Here is a 17,439-nt window from a genome sequence, read left to right on the forward strand (position 1 = left end):
TTTATCCTCCGTTCAAATTTACCGTTATACTGCCGTCGGCGGTTGGAATAACTGTCGGGCTGATTTCTTTTATAGAATCATAACGCTTTTGAAGCTGCTTTTCAGTTCCCGAAAATATCACGGCTTTGCATGATATCAATTCGGAATTTTCGGGTACGGAATCAATCAGCAAATAGTCGGGATTGCGATATTTTTCAGGTAGCTTTAAAACATCTCCGTGTGACGGAACAAACAAAGCTGTCGCACTCTTCCCTTTTATATACTGGAACATTGTGTTATCTTCGCAGATTACCTCATCCGTCACCGTATCGGAAAGATTCAGCGTAAAACGCCGGTTTCCGCCGAAAGTCTGTCGGCTGTTGCCGTCAAAAGCGTTCAAAAGGTTTTGTTTTTCAATATCACTATCATATACCAAAATATTATTCAAGTCAAATTTTGTGACTGCAAAGCGTTCAAAAGAAGAGTATTTATTATTCTGATTTGGAATTATCATATATTCAATATCGGAATAGCTTTCGCTGATATCGGCTGTCACATCATCTGCGCTTGCTCTGTTGCCTCCGCATGAAATCACGGAACAGCTGTCGGGACAATTTACGGTTGCAAAAACACCGTTGCCGACACTGTAAATTTTCATTTCACCGTTATCGGCTGTTAAAAGCACATTGAGTGAAGCACCGATTATAAGGACAGAAGCTGATAACAAAACGGAAATTTTAACATAGAATTTTCGATTATTTATGGCAAACCATCCGCCGATTGCAAGAAAAATGCTGACGCCTATCCACACAAACCAATAGAGCGAATGGGTTTTGACTGTGCTGAACGGGAATTGCGAAAAAGTTGACACCAACCACAAAATTGCCTTTGAACATAATCCCGAAACGAGCGCAAACGGGTATGCGAGGAATGATATAAACGGACAGATAAACAGTACCGAAGACAGCAGAGAACACACCAAAAGTGCCGAAACAAACGGTTCACATAACAGAGAAACAAGTATGACTGTCGGGGAAATTCTGTTGAATGCAACAGCGGTTATCGGCAAAATCCACAGAAATGCAGATACTGAAACTGACAGCATATTTACGCAGATTTTAAACAGCCTTTTGATATAATAGACAACCGTTCCGACAAAACCGTCCTTACGCTCGTTTTGGTAGTGAAAGAATCTCAGCACAGAGCGTTCAATCGGTTTTGACCACAGAATTATGCCTGCTGTTGCCCCAAATGAGAGCAACATTCCGATATCTGCTACCGCATATGGGTTGAAGACTGTCAGGACAATTGCGGCAAAACCAAGGTTATTCAGCGAGTCGGCTATTCTGAGATTTGACGATGCAAGCGACACAATTATCATCATAATTCCGGCACGGACAACCGAATGTGCAAAGCCCGTTACAGCCATAAAAGCAATAACCGTGAATGTGGTAAAACCTGTTATCAAAAATCTGTTTTTTGTTAATTTTCTTACCAAAAACAATACAAACGAAGTGATTATAACAAGATGCATTCCCGAAACCACTATCAAAAACGAAGTGCCTGTCAATGAAAAATCATCTTTAACGCTTGAATCAAGAGCTGTTTTCTCGCCCAAAAGAACGGCACGACAGAGCGTTGAATAATCCTCCGGCAACAGCATATCAAGGGAATTTTTCATTGCCCGTCTTATTGAAACCGCAAGTGAATAGAAGGTTGTTGTTTTCTCCCCTGTCGATTCGATTTTAAAGCCGTCATAGGAATATGCTTTCAGAAAAATTCCGTGACTGATCTGTGAGTTTACATTATTCTTGTATGTATGAGCCGTGAAGTTGACCTTTTCAAAAGGCTCTGCATCAACATTTGTATATGAAATAATTTGAATTTTTGCATCTGACGGCTGACCGTTGATTTTGTCGGTTTTGATTACGAAACTGCATGATGAATCGGTGGTGATGATTTCATCACAAATATATCCGCTTGCTGTAATTTCTATATCGGAATATTTATTTATAATCGTGTTGTTAATATATTCGGAATAACCGATTATATTGCCCGCAGAATATATTACAGCAAAAGCAAATACACACAGCGACTTGCCGAATGATTTATTTTTCTTTGAAATAATTAAGAATATACCTACTGCAACGGATAACACTCCTAACGAGCCGATTATTGCAAAGACAATTTCATTAAAATCCGAATAAAAAACGGCTGAAAGGACAAACAGGAAAGTAAATCCTATAAGTCCAAACAGCCGTTTCATAAAAATCAATCCTTATTCAGTAATCATTTTTTTAATATAATTATACACTCGGTTACCATTCAATCCTTTTTTGCAATAAAAAGAATATTTATAATTGTTATCATTATATTCTCCTACTACAATTTTACCTTTTTCATTTACAAAATTCGCACCCTTAATTTCAAAAGTCGCCATTGTGGGAGAAAGTCCGTTTGTATTGACTCCGCTGAGATTTTCACTGTTTTTTACAGCATAGCTGACAGCCTTGCGCAAGGTCACAGTATTGTCAGAGGCAGATTTATCTAACGAACAAACCACTTCGATCGCCGTGTATGGAATAGCTCTTACACTTACAATATTTTTCAAACTTTCGCCAAACTTAATTCCGGAAATTTCTTCCGCTTTATCAATACTCGCTCCGCAATCTTCCCACTTTTTCAAAGTAACATCTACGGAAGGATTCACGGTTTCAGAGGTACTTGGTGCAGGTAAATCAGAGCAGGAACATAGAATACATACCGCTGCCAACACAAAAGCAAGGCATAAACATACTTTTTTCATAATGGCATCTCCTTTTATTATTTATTTGGTTATTTTTATCTACAAAAAACAATTAGTCCATTTTTATTACTTCAAGTATATCATTTTTGGTATTTTTATAATATCATATAGAATTTCATTTGTCAATATAAATATTATTTTTTAAAAATATTTATATTTTTGTTTATTTTGCTGCTATCTCTTCTCATTAAATTATCTATTCACCACTGTTTCTATTCAATTATTTATAAGTTGAACAATTTCTACACTTTAATTTTTACACTTTATATCTATGGTATAAAAAAGGAAAACAGCCGTCAAAATATGCGGACGGTATAATCTGCACACTTCAACAGCTGTTTAAATTTGATTTTATAATTACTCAGTATTACTTAAAGAAAAGCGGAAGTTCGCTGAGGAATATAATGTCATCTCTGTCCTTAGCGTCACCTTCGGCAAGGACTGATGCCCTGCCAACGATATTTGCGCCTGTTTTTTCAACGAGCGTTTCAAGAGCGTGAAGACTTTCGCCTGTTGAAATTACATCATCAACAAGAAGAACTCTCTTGCCGTTGAGAAGATTTACATCATCTTCGCCGAGGTAGAGTTTCTGTTCATTTTTTGTTGTGATTGAATTAACGGTCACTCCGATAGGATTGCCCATATAAACCTTAACGCTTTTTCTTGCAACAACATAGTTTCTGCAGCCCTGACGAGCCATTTCATAGCAAAGCGGAATACCCTTTGCTTCGGCAGTCACAACGACATCGTGTTCGGGAACACGCTTGAGGAGTTCTCTTGCGGCAACCTCTGTCATCTCAATGTCACCAAACATAATAAATGCGGCAATATCAAGCTTATCGTTTACAGGGAATTTTCTGAGTTCTCTGTCAAGTCCTTCAATATTAATCTTATATGTATCCATTATTGCAGTCCCTTCTTATGCCATTGTGCCATTGAGCTTTTTGCCGCCGAGAATGTGGAAATGCATATGCTTTACGCTCTGACAGCCGTCCTCACCGCAGTTATTTACAATACGGTATCCGTTTGTAAGTCCGAGTGATTTTGTAATTTCGGGAATTTTAGTGAAAATGTGAGCAATATTGCCGACATTTTCTTCATTAACTGCGTCTGCACAGCAGATGTGTTCCTTTGGAATTACAAGCACATGAACGGGAGCCTGTGGTTCAAGATCATAGAAAGCGAGAATTTTTTCGTCTTCATAAACTTTTTTTGACGGAATTGAGCCGTCAACGATTTTGCAGAAAATACAATCTGACATTTTAATTCAACCTCTCAATATAATTTATTTTCCGTATCAGAAATATTTAAAATATAATAAATATCATACCAAAGTTATTGTACAACTAAATCACTTTTCGGTCAATACTGCCGTCATTTTTTGGCTGTAATTTTCTTTTCTTCACCTTTAAGAAGTCTTTTGATGTTTTCTTTGTGCTTTACAAGAACAAAAACACCAATTAAAAGAGCCGCCGCAGTTGAGAAGATTACATATGTAAGAGAATAATCCTTGTAAATTATGAAGTCAAAGATAAATGTCATTGCAAAGGTGTAAGGCGCATAGAGAATCGCACAGAGAACACTTGCAAGTGATATGATTTTTGAGCAGAGGAAGATAATAAGAAAGGTTACAATAATTGCGATGAATACACGCCAATCCTCTGTCAGCATAAGAGCGGCGGCGGTTACAACACCCTTACCGCCCTTAAAGTGAAAATACACGGGGTATGAATGTCCGAGAATACAGAAAATACCTGCAACATATTTTCCGCAGTTGATAAGCTCGTTTATAAAAACAGGGCTTTCACCCTGAAATGCAACCGATGCAAACGAGAAGATGAAACCTCCGATAAGCACGGCGATAATACACTTCAGTGCGTCACACACAATTGTGATGATTGCCGGTACTTTACCGACGCTACGCAGTACATTTGTAAAGCCTGCATTGCCGCTGCCCATTTGACGGATATCCTTTTTGCCCTTTGTCACAATGCCTGTGACAAGAACAGCCGTGTTGATACTGCCGAGAAGATACGCAATCAATGCCGAAAGCAGAATCATCCACCAGCAGTTTGCTAAAATTGCCGAAATATGCTCCATTACTTTTCTCCTCTCTCTCTTACCACAATTTTGATCGGCGTACCCTCAAGAGCAAAAGCCTCACGGATTCTGTTTTCAAGATAACGCTGATATGAGAAGTGGAAAAGCTGTGCATTGTTGCAGAAGAAAACGAATGTCGGCGGTTTTACGGAAGCCTGAGTCATATAGAAAATTTTAAGTCGCTTACCCTTGTCTGACGGCGGTTGAACTCTTGTTGTAGCCTGTGCAAGAAGTTCGTTGAGCATACCTGTTCTGATTCTGCGGTTTGCGCTGTCATTACAGCTTATGATATATTCAAACAGCCTGTCGATACGCATACCTGTTTTTGCGGAAATAAATACCTTCGGCGCATATGACATAAACGCAAAATCTGCGTCAAGCTTTTTGCGGAACTCCTGCATTGTCTTATCGTTTTTTTCGACAGCGTCCCACTTGTTTACGGCAATTATACACGCTCTGCCTGCCTCATGCGCAAGACCTGCAACCTTGGTATCCTGTTCTGTAACGCCCTCTGTCGCATCAATCATAATAACGCACACATCACTGCGTTCAATAGCCATTTTTGCACGGATAATACTGTATTTTTCGATATTATCATAGATTTTGCTCTGACGGCGAAGTCCTGCGGTATCGGTAAAGTTGAACTTTCCGTACTTATTTTCAACAAGCGTGTCGATTGTGTCACGGGTTGTGCCTGCTATACCGGACACAATACAGCGTTCCTCGTTTGTGATTTTGTTTACAAGAGATGACTTGCCTGCGTTCGGTTTTCCGATTACCGCAACATTGATAATTGTGCCGTCATCTTCCGCATTTTCATCATAATCAAAACTTGAAAAAGCCTTGTCTAAAAGGTCGCCCGTACCGTAGCCGTGAACGGCTGAAACCTCGATAGGATCACCCAAACCGAGATTGTAAAACTCATAGAATTCAGGTGACGGTTCGCCGAGTGTGTCACACTTGTTTACACAAAGCACAACAGGCTTGCCCGACTTCTGGAGCATCTGCGCAACATCCATATCCGTTGCCACCATGCCCGACTTGCAGTCTGTTACAAGGATAATAACATTAGCCGTGTCGATTGCAAGCTGAGCCTGACGGCGCATCTGCACAAGAATAATATCATCTGATTTCGGTTCAATACCGCCTGTGTCAACAATAAAGGCAGTTTTTCCGCACCATTCCACCTCACCGTATATTCTGTCACGGGTAACACCGGGAGTATCGTCAACAATTGACAATCTCTGACCGATGAGTTTATTGAAAAGCGTTGACTTTCCCACATTTGGTCTGCCGACAACGGCAATTACGGGTTTGTTCATCTTATCAGTCCTTTCCTGCAATTACAGCCTCTACAAGGTCGTTTCCGTTGTTATTGACGGGAACAAGAGTTACACCGAGTTCCCGTTCAACATCATCTGTTGAAACATCATCAAGAAACAAATCGTTTTCAAAACGGAGCATTGATGACGTGATAATAAGCCTGTCACCAAGGTCATCGTCACGGAGCTGATCAATAAGATCACCGCCCGTGACAAGTCCCGACACATTTACTCCGCCGCCGAAAAAGTTGTTCTTAATCGCCCTTGTATTTATAGTTATATTCGGGAATTTTTCGTTAATCATCGACATAATCCGCTTCATGTACGGAAACACTCCCTCACCGCAGGCAATTGTTACCTTATGGCAAAGGCTTTCGTCTGCATCAAGCTCTTCAAGCTTCCAGCCGACATCATCGGTCAGATACGCAATCATACCGATTCCGTCCTCAAGAGCGGAAAAGTCCTCATAAAATTCGGGTGACGGGATTTCTCTTTCGGCAAGGAGGTAAAATTCATCACCCGGAAAGAAAATTCGTCTGCCGTGCTTTTTGACGCACTCATCACCCATTTTTTCAATTATATCAATTGTCTGCCCTGCCGTTTCCTTATTATAAGGAACAAGCGGATAAAGGTTTTCACGGTAGCGTGTAAGTCCTACAGGAACAATCGCAGTCATATTAACACCGAGGCTTTCAAGATCGGTCAATGTTCTGACAAGCTCGTCACCGTCATTAATTCCGGGACAGGAAACAATCTGACAGTTAAGCGTTATTCCTGCGTCTGCAAAGCGTTTGAGATATTTCAATGTATCGCCTGCAAAGCGGTTATTCATCATCTTACAACGAAGCTCGGGGTTTGTTGTGTGAACCGACACATTTATCGGGCTTATGTGCATTTTTATAATTCGGTCAATTTCGTGCTCTGTAATATTTGTCAGCGTGATATAGTTGCCGAACAAAAACGAAAGTCGGCTGTCATCGTCCTTGAAATAGAGCGACTCACGCATACCCTTCGGAAGCTGGTCAATAAAGCAAAAAATGCACTTGTTGCGGCACGAATGCTGTTTGTCCATAAGATAGGTTTCAAACTCAAGACCGATTTCCTCATATTCGCCCTTGGTCATTTCTACGGTACGGACATTTTTGTCCTCATCCTCAACCTCAAGAGTAAGCTTGCGGTTTACCTGATAAAATCGGTAATCGAGAACATCGACAATCTCGTTTGAATTGATTGAAAGAAGGGTTTCTCCCTTTTTTATTCCTGCTTTGTCGGCATGACTGCCGATTGTGACATCATAAATTTTAACAGCCACACCTTCACCTCGCAAAAGATTTTTATACACACATTTATTTTACACAAAACAGCGTTTTTAATCAACAGATTTGCAGATTGTTTTGAATAATTCGTAAATTTTGCAAAACAAAAGGGCGAACAGATAACTGCCGCCCGTAATGCTTGTAATAAAAAATTACTGTTCGTCTTTCTTTACAACAACCTGTCTGCCGTTGTACATACCACAGTTTGTGCAAGCCTTGTGAGCTGCTGTTAATTCACCGCAGTTAGGACAAGCAGTAAGTTCAGGAGCATTGATCTTCCATACTGTTGAACGTCTTGAGCTCTTTCTTGCGTGTGATGTTTTGTTCTTGGGTACTGCCATTACAAAAACCTCCTTACAAAATTTATCTTAGTCAATCAACTGTTTAAGTATCTCAAGTCTTGGATCCGTTTGACGCTTATCACAGGAACATTCACCGTTGTTGAGGTTTTGTCCGCAAATCTGACACAGACCTTTGCAATCGTCCCTGCAAAGATTCTTTGACGGGAGCGAAAGAAAAATGTCAGAAATTACAACATCATCAAGCTCGAGTGTAAAATCAGGTGTTTCAATATAGTCGTCATTGTCCTCATCGGCAAGAGTCTGAATAAGCATGTGTTCAAAGCTCATATTCATCTCTCTTGTATAAGGCTCACCGCAACGGTCACAGTCACGGCTGTAATCAAAGTGTGCGTTGATTACAAGAGTAATCAAACTTGCTCTGTTTGTTGCTTTAGCAGTCACGACAACGGGAGTTTTGAATGGATAAACCCCGTCAACATCAAGACCTGACAAGTCAAGTTTATATTCAACTTGTTTTTCTTCACCGTCATTTTGAAAGACGGATTTAAGCTCAAAAAGCATATCTGCACCTCTTGACAGCATAGACACATATTAAAACGCTGTTTATTATTATACAAAAGGATTGTCCCTTTGTCAACTAAAAAATACAAGAAAATAGGCTGTTTTTTTCGGGAATTTATGACAATGTTAGCTAATTTTCCCATATGGAATTTTAAGCCTGCAAGGTTGTTCAAGAAGTTACTTTGCACTTGATTTTCGGTTTCTATTATACCCCTTAAACATATATAATGCAATAATAAATTGCAGTTGACATAAAGCGGAATTTGTGATAGCATACTGTGTGGCAGTTCGTAACCATCCTGCCGGAAGGACGCTGATAGGCTGCTCCTTCTATCAAAACTAAGGAGAAAGGCACAGGGCTTTTTACGCCCTTTTTGCACCCTCTTTTGTGTGGGTGCTTTTTTTGTGCCGGAAAGAGAGTATGGAGAGATACAGTATTATCAATGAAAAGAACAATCGGGAGATTGTTCTTCTGCGTGGAAGCGGTTGCGTTTACAAAAAATGCATCTTCTGCGACTACTACACCGACAGGTGCAGTGACGAGGACGAAAACTTTCGTCTTAACAAAGCCGTGCTTGAAAAAGTTACGGGAATTTTCGGTGACCTTGAGGTCATTAACTCAGGCTCGGTTTTTGAGCTTGACAAAAAAACACTTGATTTTATCAAACAGGTGTGCAAAGAAAAAAAGATAAGTACCATTCATTTTGAGGCACATTACCTTTATCGTAACAAAATCAGTCAGCTCAGAAAAGATTTTGCGGATTTTGATTTGAAAATGAAGCTCGGTCTTGAAACCTTTGACTGCGATTTCAGAGAAAATGTCCTGAAAAAAGGAATCAAAGAGAGCAGTCCCGCTGTTATTGCAGAGAATTTCGACGAAGCTAATTTCCTTTTTGGAATTAAAGGACAGACAGCCGAAACAATGCAAAATGACATTGAACTGGGATTAAAGTATTTTGAACGAATCTGCGTCAACATTATGTGTGACAACACCACGGGAGTCAAACCCGATAAGGCTGTCATAAAAGAGTTTATGCAGAAGGTCTATCCTATATATAAGGATAACAAGAGGACGGATATTTTAATTAACAACACGGATTTTGGGGTTGGTGACTGATATGATAAATGAACTTTTGCTTATATTCTCGGTGGTATTCATATACGGTATGGCAGTTTTAGGCTATGCTCTTTTCGGCAAAGCCGGGCTTTACTGCATTTCAGCCGTTGCGACAATTCTTGCAAACATTGAGGCTTTAATCCTTGTAAACGCTTTTTCAATGGAACAGACTCTCGGAAATGTGCTTTTTGCGGTAACATTTTTGATTACGGACATTCTCTCGGAATGTGAGGGCAAAAAAGCCGCAAACAAGGCGGTTCTTACAGGAATACTCTCATCGGTATTTTTTCTTGTGCTTTCACAAAGCTGGATGCTTTACAATCCGAGTCCGAACGACACAATTATGCCGTCAATCAAGGCGGTTTTCTCAAACACTCCCCGAATGATTTTTGCATCACTTATTGTATATGCGATAAGTCAGCTGTTTGATGTGTGGCTCTATCACAAGTGGTGGAAGTTCACGGAAAAGAAATTCGGTGACAAGAGAAGATTTTTATGGCTGAGAAACAACGGTTCAACGCTTATCAGTCAAATTCTTAACACAGCCCTTTTCACCGCTTTTGCGTTTTGGGGAACTTATGATTTCGGAACACTCGTTTCAATCTTTTTGTCAAGCTATGTAATTTACATTTTTACAAGCCTGCTCGACACGCCTGCGGTTTATCTTGCAAGACTTATTCACGATAAAAAGGAACAGAAAAAGATTTCGGAATAAAAACAGCTTAATTGAATATTTTCAATAAAAAGACAAGTCGTCGCAATATTCTTTGCGGTGACTTGTTTTTGTTTTTTGAAGTTTGTGTGTACAATCCACAATATTATGCTTTTTATAATATGTAATATTCCGCTCTTTTATAGTCATTTTTTAACAATATGTGCAAAATTGGCTGTTTTTATCCTAAACCACATAATTTTTTAAGATTTTTATTGACTTTTTCTGTACCAAATAGTATAATGAAGGCAAGTTGAATGCTTAATATTATTTATAAACTTAATTTTTGGAGGTAAATATTATGCTTACTAAAAGTGAAGAAGAAATTATGTACTTATTGTGGGACCTCGATGAGCCGCTCACAAGCTCAGAAATTGTTAAAAAGGCTGTAAACAAAACATGGAAAAAGAGTTACATTAACCTTCTTATCAATTCTCTTCTCAAAAAGGACATGATTAAGGTTGTCGGCGTTAAGCAGATGACTAAGAACTATGCCCGTACTTTTGTTCCTACAATGACAAAGGACGCTTATGCAATCAAGCAGATTTCGGACAGACCGAATTTTGCCGACAGCGATATTCCGACTCTCTTCTCCGAGCTTATTGAGAAAACCGAAAGCTCAGAAATTTTCGATAAGCTTGAGGCTCTTCTTAAAAAGCGTCGCGAAGAACTCGGCAAATAATCTATGCAAATAAGTTTTTATTCATTCTTGTTTTCTATTGTAATAAGCAGCATTTTTATAGTGCTGCTTTACTTTTTCAGAAAAAAGATTGCCTTTTCTAATTACTACGGTCTTTATACAATTTTGGGATTGTATGCTGTAACATTTGCAAGAATGGCTCTGCCGTTTGAATTCAAATTTACATATACATTTTCCGATCACAATGTATATGCCTCTATAATGAATGTCCTGACCCCCGACAAGGGAGCTGTGTTTGTTCCTGAATTCACATTGCTCAATCTGCTTGTGTCAGTATGGATTGTCGGAAGTGTGATATACATTTTATGGGTGATGATTAAGTATTACAAAGCAGTCAAAGCTCTGAAAGCAAATGTTATTGACGGCACACCCGAAATGCAGGCAAAGCTTGACCTCATTTCGCAAAAGTGCGGAATCAGAAGAAAAGTTAAGCTAAAAATTACCGATTGCGTTATCTCCCCTGTTACATACGGATTTTTCAATCATGTTATTCTTATTCCGAATCGTGAATTTGACGACAGGGATTTTGGATATATCGCAATGCACGAATGCTGTCATATAAAGAACAAGGATATTTGGATTAAATTGCTGACGGAATTTTATTGCGGAATCTTTTGGTGGAATCCGTTTGTCCACCTTTTGAAAAAAGATTTAACCTACTGTCTTGAGCTAAGGTGTGACAAGCGTGTTACAAGCGAGCTTAGCGAGAACAGATGTACTGTTTATTACGAAGTTCTTGTAACGCAAATGAAAGCCTATAAAGAACAACAAGAAAGTGAAGAGAGCGACAGGGAAACTGCACTGAAAAGTGCGCTTGTCGGAATGAGTTTTGTAACCAACGAAAAGGGCGAAAAAATTGTAAGCAGAATGGAAATGATTCTGTACCCGAAGAAAAAGCAGACAATTATAAACAATATTGTTACAGCTTTTATGGCATTGCTTATTGTCGGTATATTCTTTGCTTCATACTGCTTTTTGATTGTCCCCGGTTGGGACACGACATACGAGGATTGTGTAGCCGATCTCATTGAATCGGGTGAATACAACGATAGTGTCAAAGTGTATGACGAAACAAATATGTATGTGTATGTTGAAGAAGACAAAACCACTCACCTTATTTTTGAGCCTTACGATGAAAAGAAAGGCATTGTCTATACAAAAGATGATTCTATTATTATTCCATACTCCGATGTAGAAAACGGCTACTATAATTATTGTCTTATATTAAGGGAGTAATAACAGATGAAAAAGAAAGCCGCAAAAATTTTCACAGCATTTATTATGGCAGCAATTATCGCACAGGGAACCGTTATGGTTGCAAGTGCAGCAGAAACAGATTCAACCCCCGACAGCGTTATAGTTATTGAAACCGCAACTCCTGACAGTTCATCTTTGGAGAGCGGTGCCGATTCAACTTCTATCCAGCCGAGAGCGGATAAAATAGTTATAAAATGGCGTCGTGGAAGTCGTGGTCAGCTCCAGTACAGAAGATGGAACGAAACAAGACAAAAATGGGTTGATGACGAATGGATTGACTACAAAGGTTAATCAACAGTAACAACAAAGGCGAAACAGACACAAATCTGTTTCGCCTTAATTTTTGCTTATTCAAAAAGATTCTGTTCCGACAGGCTGACCGATTCAACATCTTTAAGCTGACGCTGAATTTGACGGGTACGAACACCTACAAGCTTATCGAGTTCCTTGTTTGCCTGATCGAGTCTTTGCTGTGTCATTACAAGCACATCATTGAACTTGTCAAATTCGGTCTTTACACTGCCGAGTATTTTCCAAACCTCTGCACTTCTCTTCTGAACGGCAAGGGTTTTGAATCCCATTTGCAACGAATTGAGCAGAGCCGCCATTGTACTCGGACCTGCAATATTCACCTTATACTCACGCTGAAGGACTTCAACAAGTCCCATATTGACAACCTCGCTGTAAAGCCCCTCAAAAGGAAGAAACATAATTGCAAATTCCGTTGTGTTCGGCGGATCAATGTACTTATCGTGAATATCCTTTGCCTCGCTCTTTATACGCTGAACAAGTGCTTTTCTTGCCGATTCAATGCTTTGCCTGTCACCGCTTTCAACCGCATCACGGAGAGCAGAATATGTATCGCCCGGAAATTTTGAGTCAATCGGCAGATACACTGTGCCGGCACCGTCAGAGGGCAGTTTGATTGCAAACTCAACAACATTTTTTGAGCCTTTTTTTGTTGCAATATTTTCCTCATACTGCTCCTTTGAAAGAATTTCGGAGAGAATTGCGCCAAGCTGAATTTCGCCGAGTATGCCCCTTGTTTTGACATTTGAAAGAACCTTTTTCAAATCGCCCACGCCTACCGCAAGCGTTTGCATTTCGCCGAGTCCCTTATAAACCTGTTCAAGTCTTTCGTTGACAAGAGAAAATGATTTATTCATTTTTTCCTCAAGTGTTTTTTGAAACTTTTCATCAACTGTCTGTCGCATTTCATCAAGCTGACGGAGATTTTCCCGTCTTATACTTTCAAGCTTTTCATCAACCGAGCGTCTGATATTTTCAAGGCTCTGAGCGTTGCCTGACGAAAAGCTGTGAAGTCTTTGTTCAAGCTGAACCGCTCTGTCATTTTGTGACTGTGCAAAGCTCTGCTGATTGAGCAATATTTTTTGAAGCTCATCTTCCGCCTTATTGTTACTGTTCTTTTTGAAAACTGTTATCAATGTAATGATGCTGACTGTAAGCGTTATTAAGCACAGTAAAAGCAAAATTATTTCCGCTGTTGTAAATTGCATTTTTAACCTCCCGAACAATAATTCGATTTACAGTTAAATAATATCATTCGGGAGTTTTTCTGTCAACTCACGGTTTAAATAATGTTTCAACACGCTTTTTACAGTTTTCGGGTGAGTAAACAAAGCGGTCAATATGGTCACTGCCGCAGTAGTATTCAGGAGATGTGGGATTGTATTTATAATCAAAAACATCTATTATTATCAGTTTTATTTTCATCTTTTCGGGAATGATGCTTTTTATGTAAACGCTTACCTGATCTCCCACACAAACGCCCTCTTTTGTTTCTGCAAGACCTGCAAGGTTTGGTGAAAGCTCAACAAAAGCACCATAATTTTCAACGCTGCGAACAATTCCGGACACGGTTTCTCCGGCACAAAACTTTTCGGCATTTTCCTCCCATGTTCCGAGAAGCTCTTTATGACTCAAGCTGATTCTGCCGTTTTCAATTGATTTTATTACAGCCTTAATATCCATCCCAACAGTAAACCGCTCACGGGGATGCTCAATTCTTGAAACCGAAATTGTATCAATCGGCATCAATGCAATAATTCCGCAGCCGATGTCGGCAAATGCGCCGAAACTTTCAAGATGAGTTATACGGGCAGGCACAATATCTCCGCAGCGCAAGCCTGAAATATACGCGTCAAGGCACTTGCGTTGAGCCTTTTCCCTTGAAAGCATAACAACAGGTTCTCCGTTCGGGGCTTCGGTTATGTCGGTAACCACAAAACAAATGGGACGGTTTACTCTTGAAATTACGGCAATGTCACGAACCGAGCCGTCTTTTATTCCGATTACCCCCTCTTCCCTCGGAATTATGCCCTTGATGCCCCCAAGGTCAACAATAAGATTGTGACTGCTGTCACAAACAATTGCCTTTGCCTCAAGTATTTTTTCACTGTTTTTTGCCTCTTCAAGCAATTTCAGAGAATGAATTATATTTATGTTTTCCTGTTCGGATATAAGTTTTCCTTCGGGTAAATATTCTGACATTTTAAAGCCTCCGTTATATTTAGGTTTACAAAAAATCATATGAAGTTTTTTTGCATCTTATTACACGGATAAAATTTTTCACCTGAGAATTTTATTTGCATTTGCAACGCTTTCCTTCATAAAATGCGGTAAACTTGCATTTTTATTTCATTTATGGTATAATAGACACGAAAAGTGTGATGAAATCTAAGCTTTTGTTGAGTGCTTTTATATCCCCTCAAATTTTGCTCCGCAAAATTTTCGATGGGTAATTTTACCGTAATTCAAATTGTGACTGCGGTAAAATAATGTGTGTTTTAGATCCAGATTAGAAGAGCCGAGGTTATGTATCATAGCTATATGGCTTGACAGGAAGGAAACAAACCTATGAATACTTACAGTCTTAAAAAAATATGTGCCGTATCGGTTGCGTCAATTATGTGTGCTTCTGCGTTGGCATTTTCGGGTTGCGGTGATAAACAGATTGAAAACTCGCAGACACCGGATGAAACGGTTCCCGCAACTACTGCGGCTGTCAGCACTGCCGATGAGCCTACCGCACAGAATTATCTTGAAAGCATCGGCATAGACACCGCTACTCTCGGCATCAACCCGAACATTATTCACGATTCAAACCCTGTAGGCTTCCAGCTTGATATGCCGAAGGACGGCGATACAATCGCAGTTGTTCACACCTCATACGGTGACATTACAATGCGGCTTTTCCCCGAGCAGGCTCCAAAAACTGTTACTAATTTTGTAAATCTTGCAAAAGCAGGAAAGTATAACAACTCGCTTTTCAGCAAGGTAACAAAGGACTTTATGATTAACGGCGGTTACTGCGGCACAAGCTCATACGGTGATGTTTTTGAAGATGAATTTTGCGACAAGCTCTTTAATATCAGAGGTGCGGTTGCAATGTCAAACACAGGTGCTGATAAAAATGAAAGTACTTTCTTTATCAATCAAAAAACTGCGGAAGCTTATAAAAATGAAGGTGTTTGGAAAAAACTTACAAGTCAGTGGGACACAATTAAAACTCAGCTTGCAAACTACAAAGATTCAAACCTGCTCAGTGCATTTATTGAGAAAAACAGTACAAAATGCTATGACACAGACAGCGTTCCCGACAGCGTAAAGAAATTGTACGAAGAAAACGGTGGTAACCCTTATCTTGACGGTGCATACAATGCCGTTGACAGAGGATACACAGTTTTCGCACAGGTAATTGACGGAATGGATGTTGTTGACAAAATTGCGTCTGCAAAAGTTGACAAGGACGGTATTCCTGTTAAAAACATTGTTATAAAAAGCGTTAAGATTACACAGTACAAGGAGAAATCGACAACTCAGGCAGCTTCAACATCTGCCGAGGGCGTTACGCAGCCGACTACAGTCGGATAAGGAGAAATTATGGAGAAAATGCCTGTTGTAGCGATTATGTACGACTTTGACCGTACCCTTTGCACAAAGGATATGCAGGATTACAGCTTTATCCCACGTCTTAATATGACCGAGGATGAGTTCTGGAGGTTTTCAAACGAACTCGGTCAAAACGAGCATATGGACTCAATTCTTGCGTATATGTATGCCATGGTGAGAATGTCCCGAGAAAAGGATATTCCGCTTCTGCGAAATGACCTTGTTGAAATGGGTGCGAATGTTGAATTTTTTGAGGGCGTAAAGGATTGGTTCAAGAGGATTTCCGACTTCGGCAAAAATCTTGGAATGCAGGTTGAACATTATGTTATTTCTTCCGGTATGAAAGAAATTATTGAGGGAACGGAAATCAGCAAAAACTTCAAAAGTATTTTTGCGTGTGAGTTTCTTTACGATGAGAGCGGCAACGCCGTATGGCCTAAAACAGATGTAAATTACACCAATAAAACGCAGTTTGTTTACAGAATAAACAAGGGTGTTCTTGATGTTGCGAATGATATTGACCTCAACCGTTCAATGCCTGAGGACAGCAAACGGGTTCCATTCTGCAATATGATTTACATAGGCGACGGTCTTTCGGATGTTCCGTGTATGAAAATGATGAAGGCCTATGGCGGATATTCAATTGCAGTTTATCAGAAAAAAGACAGCAAGGTTGAAGATTTGCTGATGAAAGACAGGGTTGATTTTATCTATCCTGCCGACTACTCGGAAAACACAGGTCTTGACCTCACCGTTAAAAATATCATCAGAAAAATGGCTGTCTGCGGTCTTTTGTACGATGAAAACCATGAGCAGAAAAAAGAAATTCTCGGAAGATAATTTCGGTTGAATAAAAAAGTCAAGTATCAAAACGATGCTTGACATTTTTATTTATTTGGTATAATATAATTATAGAAAAGGAGATACCTGCGATAAGCGGGTTCTCCACTGTATTGGTTAGAAGCTAACCGCCGTTGGGAGAATTTTGGGCGGTTAGTTTCTTTTTTATTTAAGTGTACATATTGCTATGTACTAAAAAGAAGTCATTTTTTGTTACCGAAAACTTGGTAACAAAGAGCGATAACGCTGACGATTAAAGTGCCGAGTAAACATACATCGGAAATTGTCATGGTTATCACCTCCTCTTGTGAGGAGAAACCGCCTACCGTTTAATGCAGGTATCACGGTTTTATTCTAACAGTTTAATTCTTATTTGTCAATTTAATTTTCAGACGGCAGTTCTTTACGGACTGCCGTTTTTTTGCATATATTCTGCATAACCTAAAAACATATCTTCACATCTGAAGTTGGTCTGTATTTTACGAAAAAGACTTGCAATAAAAAAGCAAATCAAA

At 39.6% G+C, this 17,439-nt stretch carries 18 protein-coding genes; 7 read left to right on the forward strand and 11 right to left on the reverse strand.

Features of this window, described 5'->3' with window-relative positions; genetic code table 11:
* Nucleotide 1 precedes the first annotated feature (1 nt).
* The 9 genes from QDI94_RS04420 to QDI94_RS04460 all read right to left on the reverse strand — a co-directional run bounded on the left by QDI94_RS04420 (nt 2) and on the right by QDI94_RS04460 (nt 8,386).
* Nucleotides 2-2,245: a ComEC/Rec2 family competence protein gene (locus QDI94_RS04420; RefSeq protein ID WP_278867463.1), complete on the reverse strand. Its 2,244-nt coding sequence runs from the start codon at nt 2,243-2,245 to the stop codon at nt 2-4.
* Between the two features lie 12 nt (nt 2,246-2,257).
* Nucleotides 2,258-2,785 carry a hypothetical protein gene (locus QDI94_RS04425; RefSeq protein WP_278419714.1) on the reverse strand — a complete coding sequence of 176 codons (528 nt, stop codon included), beginning with the start codon at nt 2,783-2,785 and terminating at the stop codon, nt 2,258-2,260.
* Between the two features lie 367 nt (nt 2,786-3,152).
* Nucleotides 3,153-3,689 (reverse strand): phosphoribosyltransferase family protein, encoded by a 537-nt coding sequence (locus tag QDI94_RS04430; RefSeq protein ID WP_015524158.1) that lies wholly within the window; start codon nt 3,687-3,689, stop codon nt 3,153-3,155.
* A 15-nt stretch (nt 3,690-3,704) separates the two neighbouring features.
* Nucleotides 3,705-4,046: a histidine triad nucleotide-binding protein gene (locus tag QDI94_RS04435; RefSeq protein WP_015524159.1), complete on the reverse strand. Its 342-nt coding sequence runs from the start codon at nt 4,044-4,046 to the stop codon at nt 3,705-3,707.
* Between the two features lie 113 nt (nt 4,047-4,159).
* Nucleotides 4,160-4,885 carry a glycerol-3-phosphate 1-O-acyltransferase PlsY gene (gene plsY, locus QDI94_RS04440; protein ID WP_101029164.1) on the reverse strand — a complete coding sequence of 242 codons (726 nt, stop codon included), beginning with the start codon at nt 4,883-4,885 and terminating at the stop codon, nt 4,160-4,162.
* Nucleotides 4,885-6,207 carry a ribosome biogenesis GTPase Der gene (gene der, locus QDI94_RS04445; RefSeq protein WP_278867467.1) on the reverse strand — a complete coding sequence of 441 codons (1,323 nt, stop codon included), beginning with the start codon at nt 6,205-6,207 and terminating at the stop codon, nt 4,885-4,887. The genes plsY and der overlap by 1 nt, the downstream gene beginning before the upstream one ends.
* Before the next feature lie 4 nt (nt 6,208-6,211).
* Nucleotides 6,212-7,519, reverse strand: a complete 1,308-nt coding sequence (locus QDI94_RS04450; RefSeq protein ID WP_278867470.1) for a DUF512 domain-containing protein — start codon at nt 7,517-7,519, stop codon at nt 6,212-6,214.
* A 156-nt stretch (nt 7,520-7,675) separates the two neighbouring features.
* Nucleotides 7,676-7,864 carry a 50S ribosomal protein L32 gene (gene rpmF, locus QDI94_RS04455; protein ID WP_015524162.1) on the reverse strand — a complete coding sequence of 63 codons (189 nt, stop codon included), beginning with the start codon at nt 7,862-7,864 and terminating at the stop codon, nt 7,676-7,678.
* A 27-nt stretch (nt 7,865-7,891) separates the two neighbouring features.
* Nucleotides 7,892-8,386, reverse strand: coding sequence for a YceD family protein (locus QDI94_RS04460; protein WP_278867473.1), 495 nt, complete (start codon nt 8,384-8,386; stop codon nt 7,892-7,894).
* A 421-nt stretch (nt 8,387-8,807) separates the two neighbouring features.
* Between QDI94_RS04460 and QDI94_RS04465 the strand changes: the two genes are divergently transcribed.
* The 5 genes from QDI94_RS04465 (at nt 8,808) to QDI94_RS04485 (ending at nt 12,463) form a co-directional block, all read left to right on the forward strand.
* Complete coding sequence (locus tag QDI94_RS04465) at nt 8,808-9,503, forward strand: radical SAM protein (protein ID WP_278867475.1); 696 nt, start codon at nt 8,808-8,810, stop codon at nt 9,501-9,503.
* Nucleotide 9,504: 1 nt separating this feature from the next.
* Nucleotides 9,505-10,218 (forward strand): queuosine precursor transporter, encoded by a 714-nt coding sequence (locus QDI94_RS04470; RefSeq protein WP_015524165.1) that lies wholly within the window; start codon nt 9,505-9,507, stop codon nt 10,216-10,218.
* A gap of 298 nt (nt 10,219-10,516) precedes the next feature.
* Nucleotides 10,517-10,897 (forward strand): BlaI/MecI/CopY family transcriptional regulator, encoded by a 381-nt coding sequence (locus QDI94_RS04475; RefSeq protein ID WP_101029169.1) that lies wholly within the window; start codon nt 10,517-10,519, stop codon nt 10,895-10,897.
* A gap of 60 nt (nt 10,898-10,957) precedes the next feature.
* Entirely contained in the window at nt 10,958-12,151 is a 1,194-nt protein-coding gene (locus QDI94_RS04480) for a M56 family metallopeptidase (protein ID WP_278867479.1), read from the forward strand.
* 6 nt (nt 12,152-12,157) lie between these two features.
* Nucleotides 12,158-12,463, forward strand: a complete 306-nt coding sequence (locus QDI94_RS04485; RefSeq protein WP_278867481.1) for a hypothetical protein — start codon at nt 12,158-12,160, stop codon at nt 12,461-12,463.
* A gap of 56 nt (nt 12,464-12,519) precedes the next feature.
* On the opposite strand, the gene QDI94_RS04490 is transcribed toward QDI94_RS04485, so the two are convergent.
* Nucleotides 12,520-13,689 (reverse strand): DNA recombination protein RmuC, encoded by a 1,170-nt coding sequence (locus QDI94_RS04490; RefSeq protein WP_278867483.1) that lies wholly within the window; start codon nt 13,687-13,689, stop codon nt 12,520-12,522.
* A 67-nt stretch (nt 13,690-13,756) separates the two neighbouring features.
* A complete protein-coding gene (locus QDI94_RS04495) occupies nt 13,757-14,683 on the reverse strand; it encodes a S1 RNA-binding domain-containing protein (protein ID WP_278418535.1) in 927 nt (308 codons plus the stop codon).
* Nucleotides 14,684-15,049: 366 nt separating this feature from the next.
* On the opposite strand from QDI94_RS04495, the gene QDI94_RS04500 reads away from it, so the two are divergent.
* Nucleotides 15,050-16,066 carry a peptidylprolyl isomerase gene (locus QDI94_RS04500; protein WP_278867486.1) on the forward strand — a complete coding sequence of 339 codons (1,017 nt, stop codon included), beginning with the start codon at nt 15,050-15,052 and terminating at the stop codon, nt 16,064-16,066.
* A gap of 9 nt (nt 16,067-16,075) precedes the next feature.
* The gene (locus QDI94_RS04505) at nt 16,076-16,924 is read left to right on the forward strand and encodes an HAD family hydrolase (RefSeq protein WP_278475905.1); all 849 of its coding nucleotides are present in this window, start codon (nt 16,076-16,078) and stop codon (nt 16,922-16,924) included.
* Nucleotides 16,925-17,439: the final 515 nt, after the last annotated feature.

It is taken from the genome of Ruminococcus bromii (assembly GCF_928721825.1).
Taxonomy (GTDB): Bacteria; Bacillota; Clostridia; order Oscillospirales; family Acutalibacteraceae; genus Ruminococcoides; species Ruminococcoides bromii.